The sequence below is a fragment of the Paenibacillus sp. ACRRX genome (assembly GCF_022346885.1).
Taxonomy (GTDB): domain Bacteria; phylum Bacillota; class Bacilli; order Paenibacillales; family Paenibacillaceae; genus Paenibacillus_B.
This window is the reverse complement of record NZ_JAKRNK010000011.1, coordinates 154,809-178,707: the sequence shown is the minus strand read 5'-3', so window position 1 is coordinate 178,707 and position 23,899 is coordinate 154,809. Positions and strand designations below refer to the sequence as shown.

The following is a 23,899-nucleotide window of genomic DNA, read 5'->3' as shown; positions in this document are numbered from 1 at the left end:
CTACTAAGGCGGAATTTCGGCCTTAGTTGACCTTGCGCGGGATAGGTCCGTTGCTATGCCTAAGCTATCGCACGTGGCGAGCCTCCTTTAGGCGGGTATCCCGCCTTATCAGGCGCTCATGCGCATCTGGATCCTCAACTAAGGCGGAATATCGGCCTTAGTTGACCTTGCGCGGGATAGGCGCGTTGCCATGCCTGATCTTTACCTCGCTGCGAGACCTGCGCTATCACACGTTGCAACGTCTATATGCTCATCCGCAGAGAGCTTCTACTTCCGTCACTGCGAGGATAAGCTAACACTGCGGCAAGCCTCCTTTAGGCGGGTATCCCGCCTTATCAGGCGCTCATGCGCATCTTGATCCTCAACTTAGGCGGGATTTCGGCCTTAGTTGACCTTGCGTAACAGAAATATATCGATCATAGTAGAGGAAATCTACTATATATCGTAATATGTGGCATTTGTGCATACGGTCGTCCACAACCAAATGCAGCCACACAGCAAAACGGAGCTGCCCCAACAACATCACACATAGGGCAGCTCCGTCTCTTATACAGTCGGCGTATGCGGAGGAGAAGATGAAGACGTATGACCATGTGTGTCATCCTGCTCTTCATTACGTTCCGCTTCAAGGCGACCTTTCTCAATATTAACGGTAACGAGCATCGCAATTCCAATGATAAAGAACAAAACGATCGATAAGATAGCCAGACGTGAAGAACCCGTCATAAACGCTACCGTCCCGAACACAAAAGGTCCGATGGAAGCAGATACTTTACTTGATAAACTCAAGAAACCAAAAAATTCAGACGAACGCTGCTTCGGCACTAATTGGCTGTAAATGGACCGGGCTACCGCCTGGCTCCCACCCTGCACCATGCCAACCATAAAAGCAAGAATGTAAAAGTGTACAGCCGTTTGCATAAAGTATCCAAAGCATACGATAACTACGTACATGCTGAGTGACAGATATAATGATCGCTTAGAGCCTAACTTTTTTGCATATTTTGCAAATATAAAAGTAAACGGAATGCCGACGAACTGGGTAATAAGAAGTGCCGCGATCAAATGCGTCGTTCCAATGCCCAACTCTGCACCATAAATCGCAGACATGCCAATAATTGTTGATATCCCGTCGTTGAAAAACCAAAATGCAACGATATACTTTAACAGCTCAGGATACTTTGGCAGACGACGTACAGTCCGTATGACACGCCCGAATCCATTCTTGGCATACGTTCCTGCTGATAATCTTACAGTCCGCTGAGGATCTTTCAGTGAACGGAACATCGGTAGTGAAAACAGCAGCCACCATATACCCACAGTTACAAACACGGCTTGTGTAGCTGCAAGCTTATCTGGGAAGCCAAACCAAGCGTACTTTTCCAGCATGACGATGTTAATTGCCAAGAGTACACCGCCACCGATATAACCAAACATATATCCTTTTGCAGAGACTTCATCCCTCTGATCCGGAGGTGCAATGTCAGGCAGCAGCGAATCATAAAAGGTATTGCCACCGGAAAAACCAATCGTACCAAAAATAAACAGGATCGACACGAGAATCCAGTCGCCATTACCTGCAAACACCATCAAAATGCAGCTCAATGAACCCAGCCAAGTAAACAATCGCAGAAATAACATCTTCCGCTGTGATAAATCCGCCATTGCACCAAGCAGCGGCGAAGACAATGCAACGAGGATCATCGCGATCGTCTGGGTATAAGACCAGAAGCTGGTTGCTACATGCTTATCTAGTGAAGATGCCGCAACCGTCTGATAAAATACCGGCAGTACAGCTGCCATCATCGTGGTGGCAAAGGCCGAATTGGCCCAATCGTACATCATCCAGTGACGTACTTGCTTCGTCTGCATAAAGTTCCTCCAGTAATTGATTTCAAACTGTGACGTGCTCTTTGTCCAGCTTGAGCAGTTTAATAACTATGTACAGCCTAATTTTGCAGCAAGTCCATGAAATGGTCAATTCAAGGATTTGTGAAGCTTGTACATTGTATGTTCAATTAGGCGAGGCTATGTAGGCAACATTGCTCATTTGTAACCGTTACTCTATAATTTAAATTGTGAGTATTGCTCATGAGTGCTCATCTACACTTGTTGTATGGAGATCACAATGACCGGCTAGTCGTCACCACATACTGGAAGGAGGGTAATGGGTATGAACTTAAGCCAATTGGAAACGCTGATTACAATATCCAAGACAATGAGCTTTCGCAAGGCGGGGGAACTGCTTAACTTGACGCAACCTGCCGTGTCCGCTCAGATCAAAAGCTTGGAGGATGAGTTCAAAACGGTGCTGATTGACCGCAATCAACCCGTCACGCTGACGGATAGCGGAAAAGTATTTCTAGCGCACGCCGAACAAGTACTGAATATCGTAGATGATCTAAAACAGAAGCTTGCCGACTTGAATCAGATTCCACAGGGTCATATTGTACTGGGAACAACAACTTCCATTGCGATTCAGATTCTGCCGCGCATCCTTTCTTACTTTCAAGACCAGTTTCCACTTATTAAGACAACGATCCTGTCTATGTCCTCATCTCAAGTCGCTACTCAGATTGAGAACAGCACCGTTGATATTGGGATCGGTTATTTAACGGACAAGAACCCGAATCTCATTACTTCCGTCCTCTACTACGACACATTTGAGCTTGTGGTTAACCCACAACATCCACTGGCACAACACAAACGTGCCACAATCGACATGTTAAGAGACGTCCCGCTTATTATGCTGTCACCAGATACAGTAGGCCGACGTTTTGCGGATGAGGCGTTCCGCCAGCATGGCATACAACCTCATATTGTGATGGAACTGTCAAGCAGCGAGGAAATCAAGCGTATGGTTGAATTGAATATGGGTGCTGCCATTATATCCAAACTGTCTGTCAGCAGTGAGCTTAAACGGGGCACTTTGCAGATCGTTCCCATTTATGAGTTGGAAACTTCGCATCCTGTGGGTGTTATTTATCGGGCTGGACGTTATTTGAATACGGCGATGCAGCAATTTTTGAGTGATTTAAAGGGTATGCCGGAGAATCAATTTTACGGATCGGAATAATAAGACGAGGGACGGCATACAGCACGCATCAATGAAGAAGGAGCTACTTGCTGATGAAATTTGACTTACATACACATCATGTTCGCTGCGGCCACGCTAACGGTACCATTCGTGACTATATTGAAGCCGGAATCACATCAGGACTTGACGTGATAGGCATTTCCGACCACACACCCTACTTTGGTCATGAAGACGATCAACCCTTCCCCAACATTACGATGAGAAAGAGTGAATTCGGAGCCTATGTTGACGAAGTATTAAAGCTAAAAGTCGAGTATGCAGGGCGAATTGACGTACTCCTTGGCATTGAATCCGACTTCTTCCCAGAGTATGCCAAGCTGTATCATCAGACACTTTCTCGCTATCCCTTTGATTATATTATTGGCTCTGTCCACCATACACATGGCGTTAGCATCTTTAACAAAAATCGTTGGCGCGACTTGTCGGAAGAAGATCGCATCGAAACCAAGACCGCATACTACCGTCTTATTCGTGAGTCTGCCCAAGCTAACATGTTCCAGATTCTCGGGCACATCGACGCAATGAAGGGAAACTATCCTGCCTTCTCTGACATTCAAACGCCAGCAGCCATTGACCAAACGCTGCAAGCTATCGCTCAACATGGCATCGCCATTGAGATCAACACCTCTGGCAAAACTAAGCTAAGCGGTGGCTGGTACCCGTCTGATGATATATTGGAACGAGCACTTTATTACGCCGTTGATGTCACCTTTGGTTCGGATGCACATAAGCCAGAACGTGTAGGTGAAGAATGGGAAGATGTGCGACAACGACTGCTGGAGATCGGTTTTAAGTCTTGGGTGTATTTTAAGCAGAAACAAAAACAAGTGGTAGCGTTAAACTAGACGATCGCTTGTCCTCAAGCATTCAACATCTAGAAATGTTTATCGCATGATCAGATTTGTCAAAAGGTAAAGAGGCTGCCTGAGAGAGCAAGCACAACGCTTGTTTGCTCCCTCGGATAGCCTCGTTTTTATTTATACATATTCAACAGCATCAGATTATCTTCACATGCAGTGGGGGCGGACGACACAAAATAGCTTGACGCTTCCGCATTACGGAGGTATTATGTAGTAAGTAATTATTTATAATAAATATAAATTAATAATAATTATCATTTATAAAGAAAATGCTGTTCTAGCATCCATTACTGCCCTTATCATTTTACTAACATTCCAGCATGTACAACATATCATTTGTCACTTCTGTTTCTTTTAATGATTGTAAAAAAAGAGACCTGCATATCGCAGGTCCGACAAAAGGGATATATTTTCATCAAAAGGGGGTCTTGCTATTACTATACCCCTATTACATTATATAACGTTAACAACAAGATTACGGTTATGTAACAAATACTAAAGAACGGTTAATAAGAAAGGTGATCCTATGGGCAACAAAGCTCAAGAACATGTAGATTTCCATCATCTCCAGCATAACAAAGTCCAATCCGCTTCACTTAAGACGTTATGGATTACGCTTAGCTTGACGTTGTTTTTTACAATTGTTGAGGTCATTGGCGGCATCATGTCCAACTCACTCGCCCTTTTGTCCGACTCGGCTCATATGATCTCCGATGTTCTGGCTCTTGGTCTCAGTATGGCAGCCATTTATATGGCTAGAAGAGCCTCTAACTCGAAGTATACATATGGGTATTTACGATTTGAAATATTGGCTTCTTTCCTAAATGGCCTGGCACTAGCTATTATTGCTGTCGGGATCTTTATCGAAGGGGTCAGACGTTTCATTACGCCGCAAGACATTAACTTTCAATTAATGCTGATCATCAGCTCCATTGGCCTAATTGTGAACATCGTTCTAACAATCATACTCAGCCGCAGTATGAAGGAAGAAGAAAACTTAAACATTCAAAGTGCCTTATGGCATTTTATTGGTGACTTATTAAGCTCCATCGGCGTAATCATATCTGCTGTGCTTATTTATTTTACAGGCATGCTCTGGTTTGACCCACTGATTAGTATGGTTATTGGCTGCATTATTTTTGTTGGCGGCTTCCGTATTATTAAAGAATCCTACCTCATTCTTATGGAAGCAGTTCCTGATAAGTTTGACCTGGAACAGATTAGACAGGACCTTTTGGAAGTTGAGGGGGTTGAAGATGTACATGAAATGCATCTATGGGCGATCTCTAGTGATCATTATTCCTTGACTGCACACGTATTTGTTCGCGAAAACATTCAACCGTTCTGCATCATATTAGCTATTAACGAGACGCTTGAGAAGAAATATAGTATCACCCACTCAACGATTCAAACGGAACATGCAGATATTCATCCGCATGGTGATTACGGAAGAACATTTTCACAGCGCAGCAGCCGCAACACGTAGGCTGGACCTTAATCTAACTAAATAACGGCCTTCGACCACTCAATAAGATTGGACGGAGGCCGTTATTTATATTATGACGCTGTTTGGTTAGAAACGTCCTTCCCAGTTGTGTGCCCGTCTAGATAGTTCTTATCTGCTGCTTGGGCAGGGGATCGATTTACGACCAGAATTCCCGCCACAACGAGCAGCAGGGCCGCTAAAGTCCATACATTAAAGTGCTCGCCCAGCAGCATAACTGACAAAAATACGCCAAATACAGGGATCAAAAATAAATACATCGAAACTTTACCCACGGCATTATACTTCATAATCATATTCCATAGCCCGAATCCAGCCGCAGACAAAAATGCTAAATACGCGAGCAGCAGCAGCGTCTGCAATTCCCACTGAAACGGCGTTATGCCAGCCTTCACAGCCCCCACGATCATAAGGCCAATACCACCAAGCAGCATCTGCCTGCCTGTCAGCCACAGCACAGGAAAGTCGCGCGATTCATGTTTGGCCAGCACGTTGCCTAAACCGCCAAACAAGGCAGACAAAATTAAACATATATCCCCGAGGCCAAGTCTAAAATGGAGACCGCCTTGTGTTAACGTAACAACAGCTACCCCAGCAAATCCGAGCAAAAGCCCTACTGTCTTGCGGCGGGTAAAATGCTCATTTTTGTCAATAAATCTTGCGACTACCATCTGGAAGAAGCAAGTGGCTCCCGATATAATCGCGCCTTGCATGCCTGTGCTTAAACTCAAACCGATATAAAAGCATAAATATTGCATAAAAGTCTGCACCGCGGCTAATCGCGAAACTCGGAACCAGGTCAATCTAGTTGTACCCGTTGTCCCCTTATGTTCCGTTGTTTCTGCACCATCCCTGTCCGCTTTGTTGACAGTACGTTCCACTACAGACGCAAATATAACAAGCATAATTCCCGCCAGAGTAAATCGATAACCAGCGAATACCCATTGTTCAAAGGTTTGCCCTGTTGCGATTTGTAATTTCTCATATCCAATCTTGACTGCCGGCATCGCGCTGCCCCACAAGAGCGTAGTCATAACAGCGCTCACCGTAAGTCCGACAGGATGGGTGAACCATTGTTGTGCTTTCAATGCTGCTGACACCTCATCTTTCTTCTCTCTATTCCTTCACATCTTCCGTACTCCATTCACTCCGGTAACCATCGACGCTTATTAAACAACAGCGAGAAAGCCAGCGTCATATACGCTGGCTTGTGCTGGATTCATTCGTTTATCGTATCACTGATTGTTCCGGTTGAAAAGAGAGGCTATGTTAAGATAAGATATGTTATCCTTCATCAACAGACTTCTGCAAGCCTCGGTACACCCCTGTACGGAGCTCACGCACATAATGCTTAACGCCTGGTATATCCGTATGTTCGGCTGCCCATACTGCCTGCTCAATGTCATAAGGAACCCGACGAAATTGGATTGAGAATGGAGCTTGATCTACATTCCCATATTCGCCTTCCAAAATGACATAGGATGCCTGTGTCATATCAAGCGGATTGCCCACACTGCCGCAATTAAGCAGGGTTTTCCCCTGGATATGCTGTAAATACGCTTGATGAATGTCTCCATAGATGACGATATCTGGTGATTGGCAAGGATGCAGCGGCTCATGCAGCGAAGAAGTAAAGTCAAACATACCCAATCGCTTTTCTATTGGATCCCATGGCTGTACACGGTGATACACGCTCTGCGGAGAAGCATGCACCATACGGATATGCCGTCCGCTTATGATGCAATCATACGAGAACGGCAGCGATGACAGCCGCTTCACGCGCTCTTTTCCTAGTTGATCTGCATGCCAACGGAACTGCATGTCATCTTCGATCCGAGCTACAAGTTCATCCCAGTTTCCTCTGACAATAACATCGCATTCCTGTAATACAATATCGGTCACTTCCACAGCATTTGGTCCTTTTCCCACCAAGTCCCCAAGGCAAAAAATACGGTCAACTCCCAGCCGTTTTAGATCGCTCATTACGGCTTCAAGTGCTTGCAAGTTACCGTGAATGTCTGAAAGGATGGCCACTGTCTGCATGGTGATTCTTCTCCTCTCGTTATCCGCTTTCCATCAAGCTCTAATTGTTGTCTTTCCCCTAATCAAGTTACGGCTTTGAACGTTCTGTATCTATCTGATCATGCTATATCCATACTACATCTCCGATTGGAGTGTTATCATCGTCCATTCAGGCGGGCAAAACAGCCTCAGCGGCAGCAAAGTCGTGCCAAGGCCTCTGCTCGTATGTACCAGTAAGGGATGGTCATGCTCTCGCGGAAGGGTATATACGCCGTCGGGATATCGTTTGCCCATCTCCGGTAAAAATATAGGGCCGTAAAACGGAGCCCTAATCTGCCCCCCATGGCTGTGGCCAGATAATTGCATATCAACGTGTGAGCTAACCGTATAGTCGGCCCAGTCGGGCTCATGAGCCAGCAGCAGTGTCCACATCTCGTCCGGCACAGACGCAAGCGCATTCCCCATTTCAGGAGTTCCGTCAAGCGCATCATCTATTCCTGCAATTGCCATTGAGGAGCCATTATGGCTTAGTATACGCGCTTTGTTGGTCAACACATCAATGCCTGCTTCAGTCAGCACTTCCGTTGCCAGATCTGTGCCGCGCCGATAGTCATGATTGCCAAGTACCGCATATTGGCCGAATGGAGCACGCAGCTTCTTCAAATAAGGAATAATGGCTTTCCCTGATACTTTATGATCTTCTACCAGATCACCCGTAAAACATATCATATCAGGCCGTGCTTTCATCACACGACTAATTAATGAATCCACTTCTTGTTCGGATGTATGGTCGCCAAAGTGAAGATCTGACAAATGTGCGATCCGCATGCCTTGAAATGCCTGCGGCAAACGCTGCGTAGCTATCGTCAACTCTCTCTTTCTAATCCACTTAGGCTCAACCCATCTTGAATAGGCTCCCATCAAAAATGGAGCAGCTACAACACTGCCTATCATGCTTTTTAAAAAGCGACGCCTGCTCACCCGCTGCTGAGATGTACGCGACTTAGAAGTTTCAGATGAAGTGTCTACCGGCGGGTCCGCTTTATCGGACGTAAGAGGTTGCAATTGAGATCCCCCGCTTTCACTCACTATCTTTTTATTATGAAGCAGAGGACCATGCAATGCAAACGAATATCCAGTATGATAGCAAGAGAGCATGATTCGTTAAGGAGGCTGAGACGGATGAGCCGTGAACAGATCAATCAGCTTATACAAGCACAGAAGCAGTATTTTGCTGAAGGACATACGCGGGACATAACAAAGCGTCAACAAGCGTTATATACGCTTATTGACGCCATACAACAACATGAAGCAGCTATTGTTCAAGCCTTGCAGCTTGATCTACGGAAGAGCGAGACAGAAGCATACGTAACGGAGATCGGGTTTACGTTAGCGGAAGCTCGTCACTTAGCCAAACGACTCACACGCTGGGCGAAGCCACGCAAAGTGAAGACCGCGCTAACACATATCGGCAGCCGCGGGATGGTTGTTCCCGAGCCTTACGGCACTGCACTGATTATTGCGCCTTGGAACTATCCATTCCAACTTGCGCTTGCTCCGCTTATCGGCGCTATCGCAGCCGGCAACACCGCTGTGCTGAAACCATCAGAATGGACACCGCACACAAGCGCGGTGCTGTCCACCATCATAAGAGACAGCTTTGATCCACGATATGTCGCGGTTGTTGAAGGCGCGGTTGAGACCAGTCAGACACTCCTTGAGCTTCCATTTGACTATATTTTCTTTACAGGTAGTGTTGGTGTTGGCAAAAAAGTGATGGAAGCAGCCGCTAAACGTCTAATCCCCATCACGCTCGAACTAGGGGGCAAGAGCCCTTGTATCGTACATCAGGATGCCGATATCCAGTTGGCAGCACGTCGTATCGCGTTTGGCAAGTGGACAAATGCAGGGCAAACTTGTGTTGCACCCGATTATATATATGTACATCACACTCGTCGTGAAGCACTTGTGCAGGCGCTTCATGAAGCCGTTGTATCATTCTATGGACAGAAGCCGTTGGAAAGTGATCTGTATCCTTCCATCGTCAGCAACAAGCATCTTGCCCGACTCACGACTTTCCTTGACGAAGGAAGCATTGCTTGGGGGGGACATGTCGATGCAGACAATCGTCGTATGGAGCCAACCGTCTTAACAGATGTGGACTGGACGATGAAGGTAATGGAGGAAGAGATATTCGGCCCTATCCTTCCGGTCCTGACGTACGAACATTTAGATGAAGTCATCCACGCCGTCCGTGCTCGTCCGAAGCCACTTGCACTGTACTTGTTTACATCTGAACGCGAGGTGCAGCACAGCATCATTGAGCAACTATCTTTCGGGGGAGGTTGTGTCAATGATACATTGATGCATCTTGCTACGCCATATCTGCCTTTCGGAGGCGTAGGCGAAAGTGGAACTGGCCGCTATCACGGCAAATACAGCTTTGATACGTTTAGTCACAACAAAGCCGTATTGTATCAAACCACTGCGTTTGACCTCTCACTTCGCTATCCAGGTGTTAAGAATGGTCTTCGCTGGATGAAAAAGCTTCTGCGCTGATTTAACCTATATCGGTGCAATTAAGCGGCTGTCCCCAATACGTCGATCGTTGTCTCCATTTAATTGATCGCGTATTGTGGGTACAGCCGCTGCCTACATCTGAGTCATATCAGCTCGTACGTTCTATTATGGAGGGCTATGAATCCTGAGGTGAGGACGAGGTACATGCGGTTCTCAATTGCGGCAGTTGTTCCACAGGAGGATGAGCTTCTGTAAACGATTGCAAATATTCCGATAGTGGCTGTCTCAGAGCTATCATCACGGAACAAAATGATTCGATCTGCATTCGCCATCGCTTAGCTCGCTCTGACTTCATCATAGCAGGACCCACACCGAAGTGTTCCTCGATAAAGTTCTCTAGCTCATCGGCAAATTGGAAAGCATCGTACTCGTTGAAGAATATCCCCGCTAGAAAAGCTGTCAAACAATCGTATTCATCTTCAGGTGCTCCTTTGGCAAGCAAGCTCAATGGGTCCCAATCGTCAACGAGCGGCTTGAGGCACTTGCAGAGACGAATAACAGGCCAGCTTAACCTATCATCTTCACACCAGCGAACCATCATTAATGATGTCCCCCCATCGTTCAACTACTTATTAATTTAAGCTTAGGCATCCGTATATGGGTTGACACACAATAAGCATGCACGCAAGCTCTATCCATTTCTTACTATATCGCAATTAAAGTTATTCGCAAACTGTAATTTGTATTATGTATGAATTTTTTTAAAGCGATTACATTTATATCGAACGGGTCGCTTAGGGAATGCTTAAACCTGAGTATCGTTAACCGAAACTATCATTACTCTAAATATGCAGCATCAACTTGTTACAAAAACAGGGCTGTTTCCTCATGAAGAGGAGACAGCCCTGTTGCTTCCACCTTTCAATCAAAGTGGCATCTATTCATTGTGATAAGCATTTCCCTTTGGATTACATCTTGAACCAGCGCTTAAACATCAGCTTGGTTGTATCCTTGTTCATTTCCGCTATGGAAGTCGTAAGCGGAATTCCCTTTGGACAAGATCGAACACAGTTCTGTGAGTTGCCGCAGCCTTCGATGCCGCCGTCTTCCAGCAGCTCTTCCAGCCGTTCCTCTCTGTTCATCTCACCAGTTGGATGAGCGTTGAAGAGACGCACCTGCGAGATTGGTGCTGGCCCGATAAAGCTCGTCTTATCGTTTACGTTCGGACATGCTTCCAAGCAAACACCGCACGTCATGCACTTGGAGAGCTCGTACGCCCATTGCCGCTTCGGTTCAGCCATACGCGGCCCAGGTCCCAGATCGTAAGTTCCATCGATCGGAATCCATGCTTTAACACGTTTCAAGGAGTCGAACATACGCTGACGGTTAATGACCAAGTCGCGCACGACAGGAAACGTCTTCATCGGCTCCAGGCGAATCGGCTGCTCCAGCTTATCGACCAACGCCGAACAAGCTTGTCGAGGCTTGCCGTTGATTACCATCGAACATGCTCCGCATACTTCCTCCAGGCAGTTCGATTCCCAGCAGACAGGCGCCGTCTTGCCACCTTTTGTGTTGATCGGATTCCGTTGAATTTCCATTAACGCGCTGATGACGTTCATGTTCGGGCGATACGGAACTTCGAATTCTTCCGTGTAAGCCTTTGCATCCGGAGCATCTTGGCGCGTCACAATAAACTTAATCGTGTTAGGTCGAGTCATCGTGTCCGCCATCGTTATTCTCCTTTCTTCTTGTCGGTCGTGTAGTCGCGCTTACGCGGCTTCAACAAGGATACATCGACTTCCTGATACGTTATTTGCGGACCTTCTGCCGTCCACGCCGCCATCGAAGTCTTCAAGAACTTCTCATCATTCCGTTCCGGGAAATCAGGTTTATAGTGAGCCCCTCGGCTCTCATCACGCAGCAGCGCACTGAGTGTCATTGCGTCAGCGAGCTCCAGCATGTTCCATAATTGACGAGTAAAGGCAACCCCTTGATTGCTCCAACGAGCCGTGTCGTTAATGTTAATACTCTGGTAACGACTCTTCAGCTCCTTAATCTTATGAATCGTATCCTGAAGCTTGCTATTATAACGAACAACCGTCATATTGTTCGTCATCCATTCACCAAGCTCTTTGTGAATAACGTAGGCATTCTCGCTGCCATCCATCTTCAGCAATTTCTCGTACTTGTCGGTTTGACGTTTAGTTTCACGGTCAAATACAGACGAAGCAACGTCCTCCGCAGATTTTTTCAAACCACGTACGTACTCGACCGCCTTCGGTCCAGCTACCATGCCGCCGTAGATCGCGGACAAGAGCGAGTTTGCGCCTAGACGGTTCGCACCATGGTATTGGTACTCGCATTCGCCAGCCGCAAATAGGCCAGGAATGTTTGTCATCTGATTGTAGTCAACCCACATGCCGCCCATCGAATAGTGAACGCCAGGGAATATTTTCATCGGAATCTTGCGCGGATCGTCACCCATGAACTTCTCGTAGATCTCAATAATGCCGCCAAGCTTGACATCGAGTTCCTTCGGATCTTTGTGAGACAAGTCAAGATACACCATGTTCTCGCCATTAACGCCAAGCTTCAAGTCTACACAGACACTAAAGATCTCACGGGTTGCGATATCACGCGGCACAAGGTTGCCATACGCAGGGTATTTCTCTTCAAGGAAATACCATGGCTTTCCGTCTTTGTACGTCCAGATGCGCCCGCCCTCACCACGTGCCGATTCCGACATCAAACGAAGTTTGTCGTCACCTGGAATGGCAGTCGGATGAATCTGAATGAATTCGCCGTTGGCATAATGAACGCCTTGCTGATATACCGCACTTGCTGCAGTTCCTGTATTAATAACAGAGTTGGTCGTTTTCCCGAATATAATACCCGGGCCGCCGGATGCTAGAATGACCGCGTCTGCAATAAATGTCTTCGTCTCCATTGTGCGCAGATCCTGAGCACTAATGCCTCGGCAAATGCCTTCGTCATCAAGGACTGCAGACAAAAATTCATAATGCTCGTATTTAGTCACCAGACCCGCTGCTTCCCAGCGTCTTGCCTGCTCGTCTAGAGCGTACAATAACTGTTGGCCTGTTGTGGCACCGGCAAATGCCGTACGATGATGCTTTGTGCCTCCGAAACGACGGAAATCAAGCAATCCTTCCGGTGTACGGTTAAACATAACTCCCATCCGGTCCATCAAGTGAATGATGCCTGGTGCTGCCTCGCACATCGCCTTAACAGGTGGTTGATTCGCTAAAAAGTCGCCACCATATACCGAATCATCAAAATGCTCCCATGGGGAGTCACCTTCACCTTTTGTATTTACAGCCCCATTAATGCCGCCCTGCGCGCATACGGAATGGGAACGTTTTACAGGTACTAAGGAGAACAGCTCTACGTGCACGCCTGCCTCCGCTGCCTTTACCGTTGCCATCAGGCCAGCCAAGCCGCCTCCGACAACTATAATTTTCTGTTTAGCCATTGCGCGTCATCCCCCTTAACCTATCATCGATTGTGCAGCATTCCATACATGCGCCGCTTCGAATTCCGTGCCACGGAAAGCGAACAGCGACATCACAAACAAGACGGACATCACGACGAATAAACCCGTGCAGATAACAGAAGACACCTTCTGAGCACGTGGGCCAATCGTAATTCCCCAGCTTACGAGGAATGCCCATAATCCATTTGTGAAATGATAAGACGCCGCTACAACACCGATTACGTATAAAATGAACATAGCCGGCTGCGTTACGATCTCATTCATATGAGTGCCTAGCTCCTCATGTGTAATGTTGCCGACCGCAACTTGGAATCGAGTCTGGTAAAGGTGCCAGATAACAAACACAAATGTAATGACGCCAGTAATCCGCTGCATCATAAAAGCAACATTGCGTCCATAATTGTAATTGCCCACATTGTTGCGGGACGTATAAGCGATATAAAGTCCGTATACCCCGTGATATAGGAGCGGAAGCCAGATGCCAAACAACTCCAAGAAGAATACCAGCGGTAAATCATTTAGAAACTTAACGCTCCCTTGAAACGCTTCCTTTCCACCTTCATAGGCTGCATAGTTCGTCAGCATGTGCTCAATGATAAAAAATCCCAGCGGCATGACGCCGAGCAGCGAGTGGAGTTTACGCGAGTAAAAATATCCCCGTTTCATATGTGTGCCGTTTCCCCTTTCCGATGCGTACCAGTAGATTTTGGTAGTAAAACATCCTCATTTTACCTGTGCCTGTCGAAAGCGTCAATATTTTGTCACATGGCTTCTACAATCTATTTAACGCTATTTTCGCCGGTTAAGCCAGGTTTTTGTAACCGTTTTCTCTATTTGTGACCAAGTTGTGACACTACCATATTACTCCTTAACGGCTTATAATGGAATTGCAATGTTTTTATATAAATCATAACTAAAATGCATAAGCCAGTTCTGACAAGGCCTGAGGCAGCCTGTAGCAGCAATATATCCGAGCGCTTTATATGATAAATATCATTGAACATATTTTCACAAGTATAACTCCAAACTCAAGGAGGAATTCTATATGCTTGATCTGCTAGAGGCATTTGCCACTGTCGTTGAACATACCAGCTTGAATCAAGCCGCCAAGCGGTTGAATATTTCGCAGCCTGCCTTGTCTCGACAAGTGTCACGTCTGGAAGAAGAATTAAATGTCGAATTATTCGCCCGCCATGGCAAACGACTCGAGCTTACCCGGGTTGGTCAGATGACTTATGACTTTGCGCTTGATATCCGCAGCCGACAGCTTTCCTTTATGAAATCAATTACCGCCTACAAGACCGAAGGACAAACCAACGTTACAATAGGCGCCAGCCTTACGACGTTACAAACTACACTGCCGTTATTTGTATCTATGTTTAAAGAGCAGTACCCCGACGCTCAGTTAAAGGCCGTTACGGGCAAGACACATGAGATCGTCTCTTATGTCCGCGACAAGAAAGTCGACTTTGGTATCGTAGGCGACGCCATTCGCGAGCAGGGACTCGTCTCTATTCCGCTGCTGTCCGACCATCTGATGCTCGTGCTGCCGAGCAGCCATGAGCTAACACGAGTTAAAGATTGGACAATGTCACATCTAAACGGTGTCCCTATGCTGCTATTCTCTAACGGAACCTGGTATCGCAAGCTTATTGACGACCTGTTCCGGCGCTATCGAATCATGCCTGATATCCGAATGGAAATTGACTCATTCGAAGCGATCGGTCGACTGCTTGCCACATGCGAAGCCACTGCCTTGCTTCCCAAGTCCTACTTGCGTCCCGAATGGCTGCTGGACAACCGCCTTATTGCTGTTCATCTCAAGGAGCTTGAACAGACGGAACGTGTCACGTCGCTTGTATATGCGGAACAGGCCATGCTGACTGAATCCGTCCGAAAGTTCATTGCGGAAGCGGTAATCCGTTCCGAGTGGCTGGGCAATTAAAAAATAAGAATTCTTTCATTCTTTGTCAAAATATATGGTTATAATAGGATATGTACTTATGATAATAGATTCAAATTCTAGGAGGTAAATAAAAAATGAATTTTTGCAATCATTGCGGCGCCAAGTTGGAACAGGATGTGCCCCATGCGTGCAGCGAGATCGCAGCGTCAGCTGGCGCTTCTCATCCTGCTTCGTCAGAATCTTTCAACCTAAGGAAGGAACCTTGGGGATCAGCGGCGTCAAATGGCACCGACGGGCAGACAGCACAGCAAACCTATACCGAGCATTCACAGCCTCAACATTCGATGGGTCAATTTGCTCGCGAGGCAACCTCTGCCTTTGAGACACGAACGCTCTTAACTCTGCTTAAGCAACCGACCGAAGCTGCCCGGCTTCACCCGCAGCGCGATTGGTTATATGCCGTGATCGGCATCCTGCTTTCCAGTTTAGGTTTCGCAGTATGGGCATATATCGTTTCGAAACATTTCTTTGGTTTCTTATTTGGACCATCTGACATTTTATCGTTACTTGATCGTGGTGCGCCTAGTATCCCGTTCTCATTCTTTATCCGTTTTCTAGTGATCGCTATCCTTTCTATTGGTGCGTTGATTGGTGCTCTCTGGCTTACCTTATCTTTTAAAGGCAAGGAACGACCAGGCTTATTGCCTGCCTTTGTCCGCTTAGGGGCTTTACAAATGCCCTTTAGCGTAGGCTTCCTGTTGGCTGGTCTCGTTAGCGTCATTTCATTCACACAGCTATCTTTCTTCATGGTCGGCTGCTTGCTCTTGTCTTCCGTCGTTCTAACGACTACTGAAATGGCGGAACTAGGCAAGGTTGAGCGCTCAAACCGCTTTGCTTTTATTACCATTGCTATGGGGATGCATATGATTATTTCCCTGATCCTGTTTAAGATATTTTTCTAATCTTATTTGGTATGCAACATTGTGTTATATAACAAGAGGCTCTTGTGCCTCTTGTTTTTTTTATATTCCAGTCTTATAGTCAAATACATAAGTAATGAACCAGATATCTATTAAGAAAAATGACAACGGCACCTAACAATCGGGTTTAGATTGTGCTTTTGTCCTTTGTAATGGCAAAGCTATTTGGCCTGCTGTATGAAATGGTGGTGTACAAGTAATTGAGAAATGAGGTAGCGATTATGCAGCTAGACGAGTCTAAATCAATTTATTTACAGATAGCGGAAAAGATTGAAAATGATATATTAAGCGGTGCTTCAATGGAGGAGAGTCAGGTTCCTTCCACCAATCAATTTGCAAAACTACTGCAAATCAATCCTGCTACTGCTGCCAAGGGTATTCATTTACTTGTAGATGAGGGCATTCTATATAAAAAAAGAGGAGTTGGCATGTTTGTAAGCCCAGGGGCTAAAAAGCTCGTGCAAAACAAACGCAAAATTCATTTTGCGGATATTGAGCTGCCCCGTATTTTGCGAGCAGCATCAGCACTGGATATCAACAAAGAACAACTGATTAAAATGATTAGAGCTGCCGAATAATCCTACATGTATTGCCTATCGCCGAAAACAACCGTACAACTTCAAAAGCCACCTGACAGTTCCAACACAACAATCTGGACACTGACAAGTGGCTATAGTTCTATCCGCTATTGATGATGATGACGAAGCCTGGCTGACCGACTGAACACCTGCTACACCAAGAGACGTTCTTCAAAAGCTTCAATTTGCCGATTCGTACCGATCATGACCATAATATCCTTCTCTGCCAACGTATCTTCAGCTGAAGGTGCGATAATGATGCCCCCAGGCTTATTTAAGGCTACGATACTGCAGCCGTACTTGGCACGTGGATCCAGCTCCTTGAGCTTAAGCCCGTGCAGGCACTTTGGTACACTCAGCTCTGCAATCGTATAATCCTTAGACAATTCAATATAATCGAGCAAATTAGGCGACACAAGGTGATGCGCCACCCTTATTCCCATATCCCGCTCTGGGTAAATCACGCGATCTACGCCCAATCTTTCCAGAACACGTCCATGCAGCTCGCTTAACGCTTTGGCCACCACTTTCTTGACCCCAAGCTCCTTCACCTGGATACTGATCAAAATACTAGTCTGAATGTCATCACCGATCGCAACAATGACGCAATCAAAATTACGAATGCCCAAGGAACGCAGCACTTCTTCATCAGCAGCATCCGCTACAACCGCATGGGTCATCTCGGAACTCAGTTCGTCAATGATTTCTTCATCCTTGTCAATACCAAGAACCTGATGCCCTAACTTCATTAATTCTTTTGCCAGACTGGAACCGAAGCGTCCCATTCCAATTACCGCAAACTGCTGAGCGTCCATAATAGATGTTATCCCCTTCATCCTTGCTTACTATATATCTATATATTCCAACTAAACATAATCCTCATGCTTACGCCGTACTCTTAACCTATCGTTATTTTACCTTCCGGGTGGCGATACAATTCACGTTCTGCCTTCGGTCCAAGCGCATACGCAAGCGTAATTGGTCCGAGTCGTCCTGCAAACATCGTAAGGGCAATTAACAATTTCCCTACATCCGACAGACTAGTTGTGATTCCCATCGTGAGTCCGACCGTACCAAATGCCGATGTTGTCTCGAACAAGATGGCAAGAAATTGCCGATCTTCTGTCGTAGACAATATCATAGACACGAAGAGAACCAGCCCCAGTGCCAGCAAGGTTAATGTAACTGCTTTGAAAATACGGTCTTTAGCCAGACGGCAGCGGAACATAACGATGTCTTCCTTGCCGCGCATCATCGCAAAGACGGCACCAATCAAGATCGTGAACGTAGTCGTCTTGATACCGCCCCCTGTTGATCCTGGAGATGCACCGATAAACATCAGAATGACCATAAAGAACTGAGATGCCTGTCTCATAGCACCAATATCAACCGTATTCGCCCCCGCAGTACGCGGACTGACCGACTGGAAGAACGATGCCCATATTTTCTGCCAACCATTCAGTTGACCGTACGTATGAGGATTCGTAAACTCAAATATAAATAGGACAACAGCTCCAAACACAATTAAAAAGCTGGTCATGGATAATACAACTTTGGTATGCAGAGACAATCGACGTGTACGACGGAAATCCATCACATCAGACATGACTATAAAACCAATACCACCCGATACGATCAAAAACATGGATACAAAGTTAATAATCGGGTCCCCTACGTAACTTGTTAAGCTGGAGAAAGGACCGCTAACTTGGCCGAACAAGTCAAAACCTGCGTTGTTAAAGAACGAGATGGCATGAAAAATACCGAAATACAATGCCTGCCCGAATGGCAGATCGAACGACCATCTTAACGTAAACAGCACAGCGGCAGAACCCTCAATGACAAAAGCATAAAGCAGTACTTTGCGGATTAGTCGTACAATACCTTCCATCGAGCCTTGATTCAGCGATTCCTGGAGGATCAGCCGTTCTTTTAATGAAATTCTCTTCTTAAATGCCATAGCAAACAGCGTCGCCATCGTCATAAACCCTAGACCGCCAACCTGGATTAAACTAATAATGACGATTTGACCAAACATCGTAAAGTGTGTGCCTGTGTCAACAACCACAAGACCTGTTACGCAAGTGGCAGAGGTAGCTGTAAATAAGGCGTCGATAAACGGCAACGGTGTGCCGTCGGCATTGGATATTGGCAGCATGAGCAACAGTGCGCCAATCAAAACAATGAAGGCAAATCCAATGACCAAGGTGCGTGAAGGGGTTAGCCTCCGCAGGTTGTTACGCTTAACAGTCTTCAAGGATGCTTTTCACCTCATACGTAAAATGGCACGAAAAAAAGCACTGGAGACCCCAATGCTTATCGCTGGTATCCTGACGTTTACGCCTACGAGGTTAGCTGACGGATTCGGGCACGTCAAGGTCGCCCTATTCAAGTGGCTTGCAGCACACTCAAAATTCACCCCAAAATTCGGTTCCCCCGCTTTCGTCGCATGACGAAACTCGGCTGTATTCAATTCATAACGAGATTATATACGTTTCCTATGTTCTTCACAAAGTCTTGAAAGGAGCAAATACACGAGAAAACGCCCGAAAACATCATTATATAACGCTTACATTCACTTCTTTTCTCGTAATACATCGGCGCAAGGCCCTTTTTCTTGACGTTGCTTGTTCATTTCGATAATGTGGGAAGGAACAACTGTCTTTATCGTATTTCAAATTTAAGATTGAAGGGGGATTCCCTTGAAATTTACATACAATTCTACTGCTGGCAACCAAAGATATGGGCAGGGTGCATCCAAGGCGCTCATTGGCGCAGCAGTTGCGGGATTCTTATTATTCTTAGTCATTCAAGTTATCATTCCATTTTTGTCCAGTTCAAATACAGAGCAGCTTACTCCTATGTTAACCAAAGATGAAGCTATCCGCCGCGCGGAAGTCGCTTACACCTCGGCTATATTTTCAGCAACGCCCAGTTTCTCTAACACGAGCAAAGGCTCATCCATTCCATCATCCGCTCAATTCAAAAAAGGTGCCATATATTATACCAATGATCTCCTGTCTGGCTACTTAAGTAAATATGAGCTGCATACTGCGTATAATCGTTGGGAAAAGGCAGCGCCATATGATATTTATCGGGTCTTTTTCGACAAAGAAGCCCCCCTACAACACAAGCGTGAGCTCGTGACAATCGACATCCATATGCGCACTGGACAGATCGTCGGCTATCAACAAGTGTTGTCCGATACCATTGATGCCGACAATAGCTCCACTACATCCGAAGTGGAACAACCTAATCCAGATCGGGCTTACATGTTAGCCCATTCAGATGAAGCTGTACTACAGCTTGGCTACACACCTGCACAGCTTGCCCGCAAATCCGAGCAATTATCGAATGAAATTCGCTATACTGTCAAGAATGGGCAGGTCGGCGATGCCAAACTGGAAGTTGTTGTGTGGTGGCAAAATGGCAAGATCAGCCAGGCTCAATCCATTTGGACATTACCTGAAGCTTATACACAGCTTATGCAAGAGCAAAAGAGCACTGCTGAGCAGATCTCCTCCATTGGTTATGTACTAATGTCGGTAATATTTGCAGCTGCCGCCTGCATAATGGCCCTTATATATCGCAAGCGTATTCGCTTTAGATCCAGAACGATGCTGACGTTGGCTGCCTTGTCGTGCCTGATCTCTATTCTGCATGGCTGGAACGTGATACCAGGTACTATTATGGCTGATCGACTGGAGCCAATCGGGTATGATCGCTTGCAGATGACCATTACCATACAATCGCTTTTTCTATTCGTTCAAGCCGGTATTACGTTATACCTCGCCTTGATCGTTGGGCGTTCATGCTGGGACGTGAGTCAGCACAAGCAGGTTGTGATCTCATGGAGCGACGCCGATTTCGGGCGACAGCTTGTGCGTTCTTTCTGGGTTGGCCTGGCATTCACGGGTGTGTTGCTGGGCACGCAAAGTATTATTTACACAGGGCTGGAACTGGGTATGAAGGCTTGGTCCTCTACAGACGCTTCAAGCTCTCCACTCAATCTAAGTTACATGTTTTTGTATCCTTTAGTAGCGTGGGTAGCCGCCATTTCAGAAGAAGGCTTTTTCCGGTTGTTTGCAGTGGGATTGTTCCGCAAATTTCTGCGTAATACATGGGTTGCAGCTATTATTCCTACTTTTGTGTGGGCTGCTGGTCATGTGACTTATCCGATCTATCCGTACTACTCCCGTCCGTTGGAATTGATGATTATCGGTTTCCTGTTTGTATGGATTATGGTGCGTTATGGTTTCTGGAGCGCAGTAGTCGCTCATCTCATGTTAGATACTATATTGATGGTGATCCCTTATTGGATTGATGGCAGTTGGTCTGGCATCGTGATAGGCACTTTCTACTTGCTGCTCCCCATGGCTGTTGTCTATGGGATTAACACGCTTCATCGGCATAAGACTCTAAAAATAAGACCGTCGCACGAGCCTGTCTCCTAACTGAAATATGTATAAGAGGCCAAAAAAATGAACTACCATGCTTCATTTTTTTGGCCTCTTATTGTGGTGATTTATGATCTTGCTTGCTTCAGTTATAGCGTTGAAGGATCTAGCTGTTGCAACTGTAATGCCTATTCTGCTGGCATATTCGCTGAATCTGTCCCAAGTTCAGGTTCGCTCTCATCGTAATCTGACAGCTTCTCTACTTCCAGCTCGGATTCTTGGGCTGCATCCTGATCATCATCCTCCCGTAAATGGGATAAGATCGTACGTGCCAACTGCTCGCCTATCCCCACTTGACGAAAATCTTCTATCTCAGCCTCACGAATCTTCTTCAAAGAGCCGAAGTGCTTCAGCAGCGCTTTCCGCCGCTTTTCACCAATACCTGGTATGGAGTCAAGTGCAGAAACAACCATCGACTTGCCGCGCTGCTCCCGATGAAACGTAATTGCAAAGCGATGCACTTCCTCCTGTACCCGCTGCAATAAATAAAACTCCTTGCTATCTCTGCCGAGCGGCACAACCTGTGCAGGATCCCCGGCCATCAATTGCGCTGTCTTATGCTTTGTATCTTTAACCAGACCGCATACCGGAATGTATAGTCCCAGTTCATTCTCCAATACATCGATAGCTACCGCCATCTGTCCTTTACCACCGTCAACAACAATCAGATCAGGCTGCTCCAAGCCTTCCTTCAGCACACGCTCGTACCGTCTGCGTATCACTTCACGCATCGTCTCATAATCATCCGGCCCTTGCACTGTGCGCACCTTGTACTTCCGATATTCTTTCTTGGCAGGCTTGCCGTCAATAAAGACAACCATCGCGGATACAGGGTCAGAGCCTTGAATGTTCGAATTATCAAAGGCCTCGATACGATGCGCCGATCTGATTCCAAGTGCCTCGCCAAGACGTTCTGCCGCACACGCTGTCCGTTCCTCATCACGTTCCAGAAGTTTGAACTTCTCCTCCAGCGCAACACGTGCATTATCCATCGCCATCTTCACCATCTGCTTCTTTAAGCCGCGTTTCGGCACAAGAACCTTCACTTTTAACCATTGGTGCAGCGCCTCTGCGCTGGACTTCATTGGTGGTGCAGCCTCATCGACCTCATCTGCTTCATCGTGATCAGCTTCCTGCTTATCCGTGAGCAATGTAGAGCCGACATGAGGCAGCGTATCACCGTGTACATCAGCCTGGGCGGTCAGCAATTCGCTTGTATCCGCATCCCAACCTGATTCTTCCGTTACCCATTCCGTCTCATCCGGCAGCAATATCGCCCTCGGAAGTGCAGGATTGTCACTGTAGTACTGTGTTACAAATGTTATAAAATCATCATATGCATGGCCGTAATAAGGAAACTTGGTCGCATGACGCTCTATCATCTTGCCTTGCCGCGCGTATAAAATCTGGACGCACATCCACCCTTTATCCACTGCAAATCCAAACACGTCGCGATCCATCTGATCTGCCGTATTAATTTTTTGTTTTTCCATAATCGCTTCAATCGCCAATAACTGATCGCGGTATTCTTTCGCCCGTTCGAATTGCAGCTCCTCTGCCGCTTCTTCCATCTTGCGCCGCAGCTCTTTCTTAATCTCTTCATGTCCACCATTCAGAAACTTGGCGATCTCCTGCGTCATTACCTCATAGTCACTTGCTGTAACCTCGTATTCACAAGGCGCCAGACACTGACCAATGTGGTAATAGAGGCACACCCGATCCGGTATCGTGCGGCACTTGCGCAAGGGATACAATCTATCGAGCAGCTTCTTCGTCTGCTGCGCCGCAAATGCATTCGGGTAGGGCCCAAAATACTTGGCCTTGTCCTTCAAAACACGCCGAGTTACTTCCAGTCTCGGGTGCTGTTCGTTCGTTATTTTAATATATGGGAAGCTCTTATCATCCTTAAGTAATACGTTATAACGCGGATGATGCTGTTTAATCAGATTACATTCCAGAATAAGCGATTCCATGTTGCTGCCTGTAACAATATATTCAAAGTCGCGTATCTCGGAGACAAGCCGCTGCGTCTTGCCGTCGTGGCTGCCAGTAAAATAGGAACGGACTCGGTTCTTGAGCACTTTGGCCTTGCCCACATAAATAATCGTACCTTCGCTGTTCTTCATCAAATAGCAGCCAGGCAGATCAGGCAGCAGCGCCAACTTGTTGCGTATCCGCTCCAAAGCACGCTCACGCGCATCCATCTCTTCTGCTGTCAGCACAGCCTGCTGTTCCGGGGCATAACGTTCGTTCCAACGTTCTTTCCAGCGTTGTGATTGCCCATAGGCACTCTTGTCTGTCTCGTTCTCTCGGCCTTCCTTGTCCTGATGAGGCGATCTATCCTCATGCTTCAACCGGGTCCCTCCTTTCCATGTGTTCGCTTTTTTGTTCCCCTCCTCTTATTGTATACGAGCACAAGCAGAAGAGAAAGCCCTTGCCAGAGCTAATCTTAACCATGGAA

General features: G+C 46.5%; 19 protein-coding genes and 1 riboswitch. Of the genes, 8 read left to right on the top strand and 11 right to left on the bottom strand.

The genetic code is table 11. The annotated features are described in order from the left end of the window. Window positions 1–546 precede the first annotated feature (546 nt). Window positions 547–1,872 (bottom strand): MFS transporter, encoded by a 1,326-nt coding sequence (locus tag MH117_RS24420; protein WP_239333394.1) that lies wholly within the window; start codon window positions 1,870–1,872, stop codon window positions 547–549. A 301-nt stretch (window positions 1,873–2,173) separates the two neighbouring features. Between MH117_RS24420 and MH117_RS24415 the strand changes: the two genes are divergently transcribed. From MH117_RS24415 to MH117_RS24405, 3 genes are all read left to right on the top strand, one after another. Continuing rightward, window positions 2,174–3,076 carry a LysR family transcriptional regulator gene (locus MH117_RS24415; protein WP_239333392.1) on the top strand — a complete coding sequence of 301 codons (903 nt, stop codon included), beginning with the start codon at window positions 2,174–2,176 and terminating at the stop codon, window positions 3,074–3,076. 53 nt (window positions 3,077–3,129) lie between these two features. Further along, on the top strand, window positions 3,130–3,942 hold the full coding sequence (locus MH117_RS24410) for a histidinol-phosphatase (protein WP_239333390.1): 813 nt from the start codon (window positions 3,130–3,132) through the stop codon (window positions 3,940–3,942). A gap of 541 nt (window positions 3,943–4,483) precedes the next feature. Next, window positions 4,484–5,443, top strand: coding sequence for a cation diffusion facilitator family transporter (locus MH117_RS24405; protein WP_239333388.1), 960 nt, complete (start codon window positions 4,484–4,486; stop codon window positions 5,441–5,443). A gap of 71 nt (window positions 5,444–5,514) precedes the next feature. Here MH117_RS24405 and MH117_RS24400 read toward each other — a convergent pair whose 3' ends face one another. From MH117_RS24400 to MH117_RS24390, 3 genes are all read right to left on the bottom strand, one after another. Then, complete coding sequence (locus tag MH117_RS24400; protein ID WP_239333386.1) at window positions 5,515–6,561, bottom strand: DMT family transporter; 1,047 nt, start codon at window positions 6,559–6,561, stop codon at window positions 5,515–5,517. 184 nt (window positions 6,562–6,745) lie between these two features. Continuing rightward, entirely contained in the window at window positions 6,746–7,504 is a 759-nt protein-coding gene (locus MH117_RS24395) for a metallophosphoesterase family protein (RefSeq protein WP_239333384.1), read from the bottom strand. A gap of 114 nt (window positions 7,505–7,618) precedes the next feature. Continuing rightward, the gene (locus MH117_RS24390; protein WP_239333382.1) at window positions 7,619–8,548 is read right to left on the bottom strand and encodes a metallophosphoesterase; all 930 of its coding nucleotides are present in this window, start codon (window positions 8,546–8,548) and stop codon (window positions 7,619–7,621) included. A 75-nt stretch (window positions 8,549–8,623) separates the two neighbouring features. Here MH117_RS24390 and MH117_RS24385 point away from each other — a divergent pair, with 75 nt between their 5' ends. Next, the gene (locus MH117_RS24385) at window positions 8,624–10,042 is read left to right on the top strand and encodes an aldehyde dehydrogenase (protein ID WP_275444815.1); all 1,419 of its coding nucleotides are present in this window, start codon (window positions 8,624–8,626) and stop codon (window positions 10,040–10,042) included. Window positions 10,043–10,178: 136 nt separating this feature from the next. On the opposite strand, the gene MH117_RS24380 is transcribed toward MH117_RS24385, so the two are convergent. The 4 genes from MH117_RS24380 to MH117_RS24365 form a co-directional block, all read right to left on the bottom strand. Next, window positions 10,179–10,604: a hypothetical protein gene (locus tag MH117_RS24380; protein WP_239333378.1), complete on the bottom strand. Its 426-nt coding sequence runs from the start codon at window positions 10,602–10,604 to the stop codon at window positions 10,179–10,181. 367 nt (window positions 10,605–10,971) lie between these two features. Next, window positions 10,972–11,736, bottom strand: a complete 765-nt coding sequence (gene sdhB / locus MH117_RS24375) for a succinate dehydrogenase iron-sulfur subunit (RefSeq protein ID WP_028546937.1) — start codon at window positions 11,734–11,736, stop codon at window positions 10,972–10,974. 2 nt (window positions 11,737–11,738) lie between these two features. After that, complete coding sequence (gene sdhA, locus MH117_RS24370; RefSeq protein WP_239333376.1) at window positions 11,739–13,496, bottom strand: succinate dehydrogenase flavoprotein subunit; 1,758 nt, start codon at window positions 13,494–13,496, stop codon at window positions 11,739–11,741. A gap of 15 nt (window positions 13,497–13,511) precedes the next feature. Next, window positions 13,512–14,183, bottom strand: a complete 672-nt coding sequence (locus MH117_RS24365) for a succinate dehydrogenase cytochrome b558 subunit (protein ID WP_239333374.1) — start codon at window positions 14,181–14,183, stop codon at window positions 13,512–13,514. Between the two features lie 379 nt (window positions 14,184–14,562). On the opposite strand from MH117_RS24365, the gene MH117_RS24360 reads away from it, so the two are divergent. From MH117_RS24360 to MH117_RS24350, 3 genes are all read left to right on the top strand, one after another. Next, window positions 14,563–15,462, top strand: coding sequence for a LysR family transcriptional regulator (locus tag MH117_RS24360; RefSeq protein ID WP_239333372.1), 900 nt, complete (start codon window positions 14,563–14,565; stop codon window positions 15,460–15,462). A 95-nt stretch (window positions 15,463–15,557) separates the two neighbouring features. Then, a complete protein-coding gene (locus tag MH117_RS24355; RefSeq protein WP_239333370.1) occupies window positions 15,558–16,385 on the top strand; it encodes a hypothetical protein in 828 nt (275 codons plus the stop codon). A gap of 239 nt (window positions 16,386–16,624) precedes the next feature. Then, on the top strand, window positions 16,625–16,981 hold the full coding sequence (locus MH117_RS24350; protein WP_239333368.1) for a GntR family transcriptional regulator: 357 nt from the start codon (window positions 16,625–16,627) through the stop codon (window positions 16,979–16,981). Window positions 16,982–17,133: 152 nt separating this feature from the next. Here the strand turns inward: MH117_RS24350 and MH117_RS24345 are convergent, their stop codons facing one another. Further along, the gene (locus MH117_RS24345) at window positions 17,134–17,796 is read right to left on the bottom strand and encodes a potassium channel family protein (RefSeq protein ID WP_239333429.1); all 663 of its coding nucleotides are present in this window, start codon (window positions 17,794–17,796) and stop codon (window positions 17,134–17,136) included. A gap of 83 nt (window positions 17,797–17,879) precedes the next feature. Continuing rightward, complete coding sequence (locus tag MH117_RS24340; RefSeq protein ID WP_239333367.1) at window positions 17,880–19,238, bottom strand: TrkH family potassium uptake protein; 1,359 nt, start codon at window positions 19,236–19,238, stop codon at window positions 17,880–17,882. A 68-nt stretch (window positions 19,239–19,306) separates the two neighbouring features. Next, window positions 19,307–19,456, bottom strand: a riboswitch (cyclic di-AMP (ydaO/yuaA leader). A gap of 227 nt (window positions 19,457–19,683) precedes the next feature. Here MH117_RS24340 and MH117_RS24335 point away from each other — a divergent pair. Then, window positions 19,684–21,435 carry a CPBP family intramembrane glutamic endopeptidase gene (locus tag MH117_RS24335; protein WP_239333365.1) on the top strand — a complete coding sequence of 584 codons (1,752 nt, stop codon included), beginning with the start codon at window positions 19,684–19,686 and terminating at the stop codon, window positions 21,433–21,435. Window positions 21,436–21,566: 131 nt separating this feature from the next. On the opposite strand, the gene uvrC is transcribed toward MH117_RS24335, so the two are convergent. Continuing rightward, entirely contained in the window at window positions 21,567–23,642 is a 2,076-nt protein-coding gene (uvrC, locus tag MH117_RS24330; RefSeq protein WP_239333427.1) for an excinuclease ABC subunit UvrC, read from the bottom strand. Between the last annotated feature and the right edge of the window lie 257 nt (window positions 23,643–23,899).

Coding starts and splice junctions, on each gene's coding strand:
- MH117_RS24420 (WP_239333394.1), bottom strand. CDS start 1,872: ATGCAGACGAAGCAAGTACGTCACTGGATGATGTACGATTGGGCCAAT.
- MH117_RS24415 (WP_239333392.1), top strand. CDS start 2,174: ATGAACTTAAGCCAATTGGAAACGCTGATTACAATATCCAAGACAATG.
- MH117_RS24410 (WP_239333390.1), top strand. CDS start 3,130: ATGAAATTTGACTTACATACACATCATGTTCGCTGCGGCCACGCTAAC.
- MH117_RS24405 (WP_239333388.1), top strand. CDS start 4,484: ATGGGCAACAAAGCTCAAGAACATGTAGATTTCCATCATCTCCAGCAT.
- MH117_RS24395 (WP_239333384.1), bottom strand. CDS start 7,504: ATGCAGACAGTGGCCATCCTTTCAGACATTCACGGTAACTTGCAAGCA.
- MH117_RS24385 (WP_275444815.1), top strand. CDS start 8,624: ATGATAGCAAGAGAGCATGATTCGTTAAGGAGGCTGAGACGGATGAGC.
- MH117_RS24380 (WP_239333378.1), bottom strand. CDS start 10,604: ATGATGGTTCGCTGGTGTGAAGATGATAGGTTAAGCTGGCCTGTTATT.
- sdhB (WP_028546937.1), bottom strand. CDS start 11,736: ATGGCGGACACGATGACTCGACCTAACACGATTAAGTTTATTGTGACG.
- sdhA (WP_239333376.1), bottom strand. CDS start 13,496: ATGGCTAAACAGAAAATTATAGTTGTCGGAGGCGGCTTGGCTGGCCTG.
- MH117_RS24365 (WP_239333374.1), bottom strand. CDS start 14,183: ATGAAACGGGGATATTTTTACTCGCGTAAACTCCACTCGCTGCTCGGC.
- MH117_RS24360 (WP_239333372.1), top strand. CDS start 14,563: ATGCTTGATCTGCTAGAGGCATTTGCCACTGTCGTTGAACATACCAGC.
- MH117_RS24355 (WP_239333370.1), top strand. CDS start 15,558: ATGAATTTTTGCAATCATTGCGGCGCCAAGTTGGAACAGGATGTGCCC.
- MH117_RS24350 (WP_239333368.1), top strand. CDS start 16,625: ATGCAGCTAGACGAGTCTAAATCAATTTATTTACAGATAGCGGAAAAG.
- MH117_RS24345 (WP_239333429.1), bottom strand. CDS start 17,796: ATGGACGCTCAGCAGTTTGCGGTAATTGGAATGGGACGCTTCGGTTCC.
- uvrC (WP_239333427.1), bottom strand. CDS start 23,642: ATGGATGCGCGTGAGCGTGCTTTGGAGCGGATACGCAACAAGTTGGCG.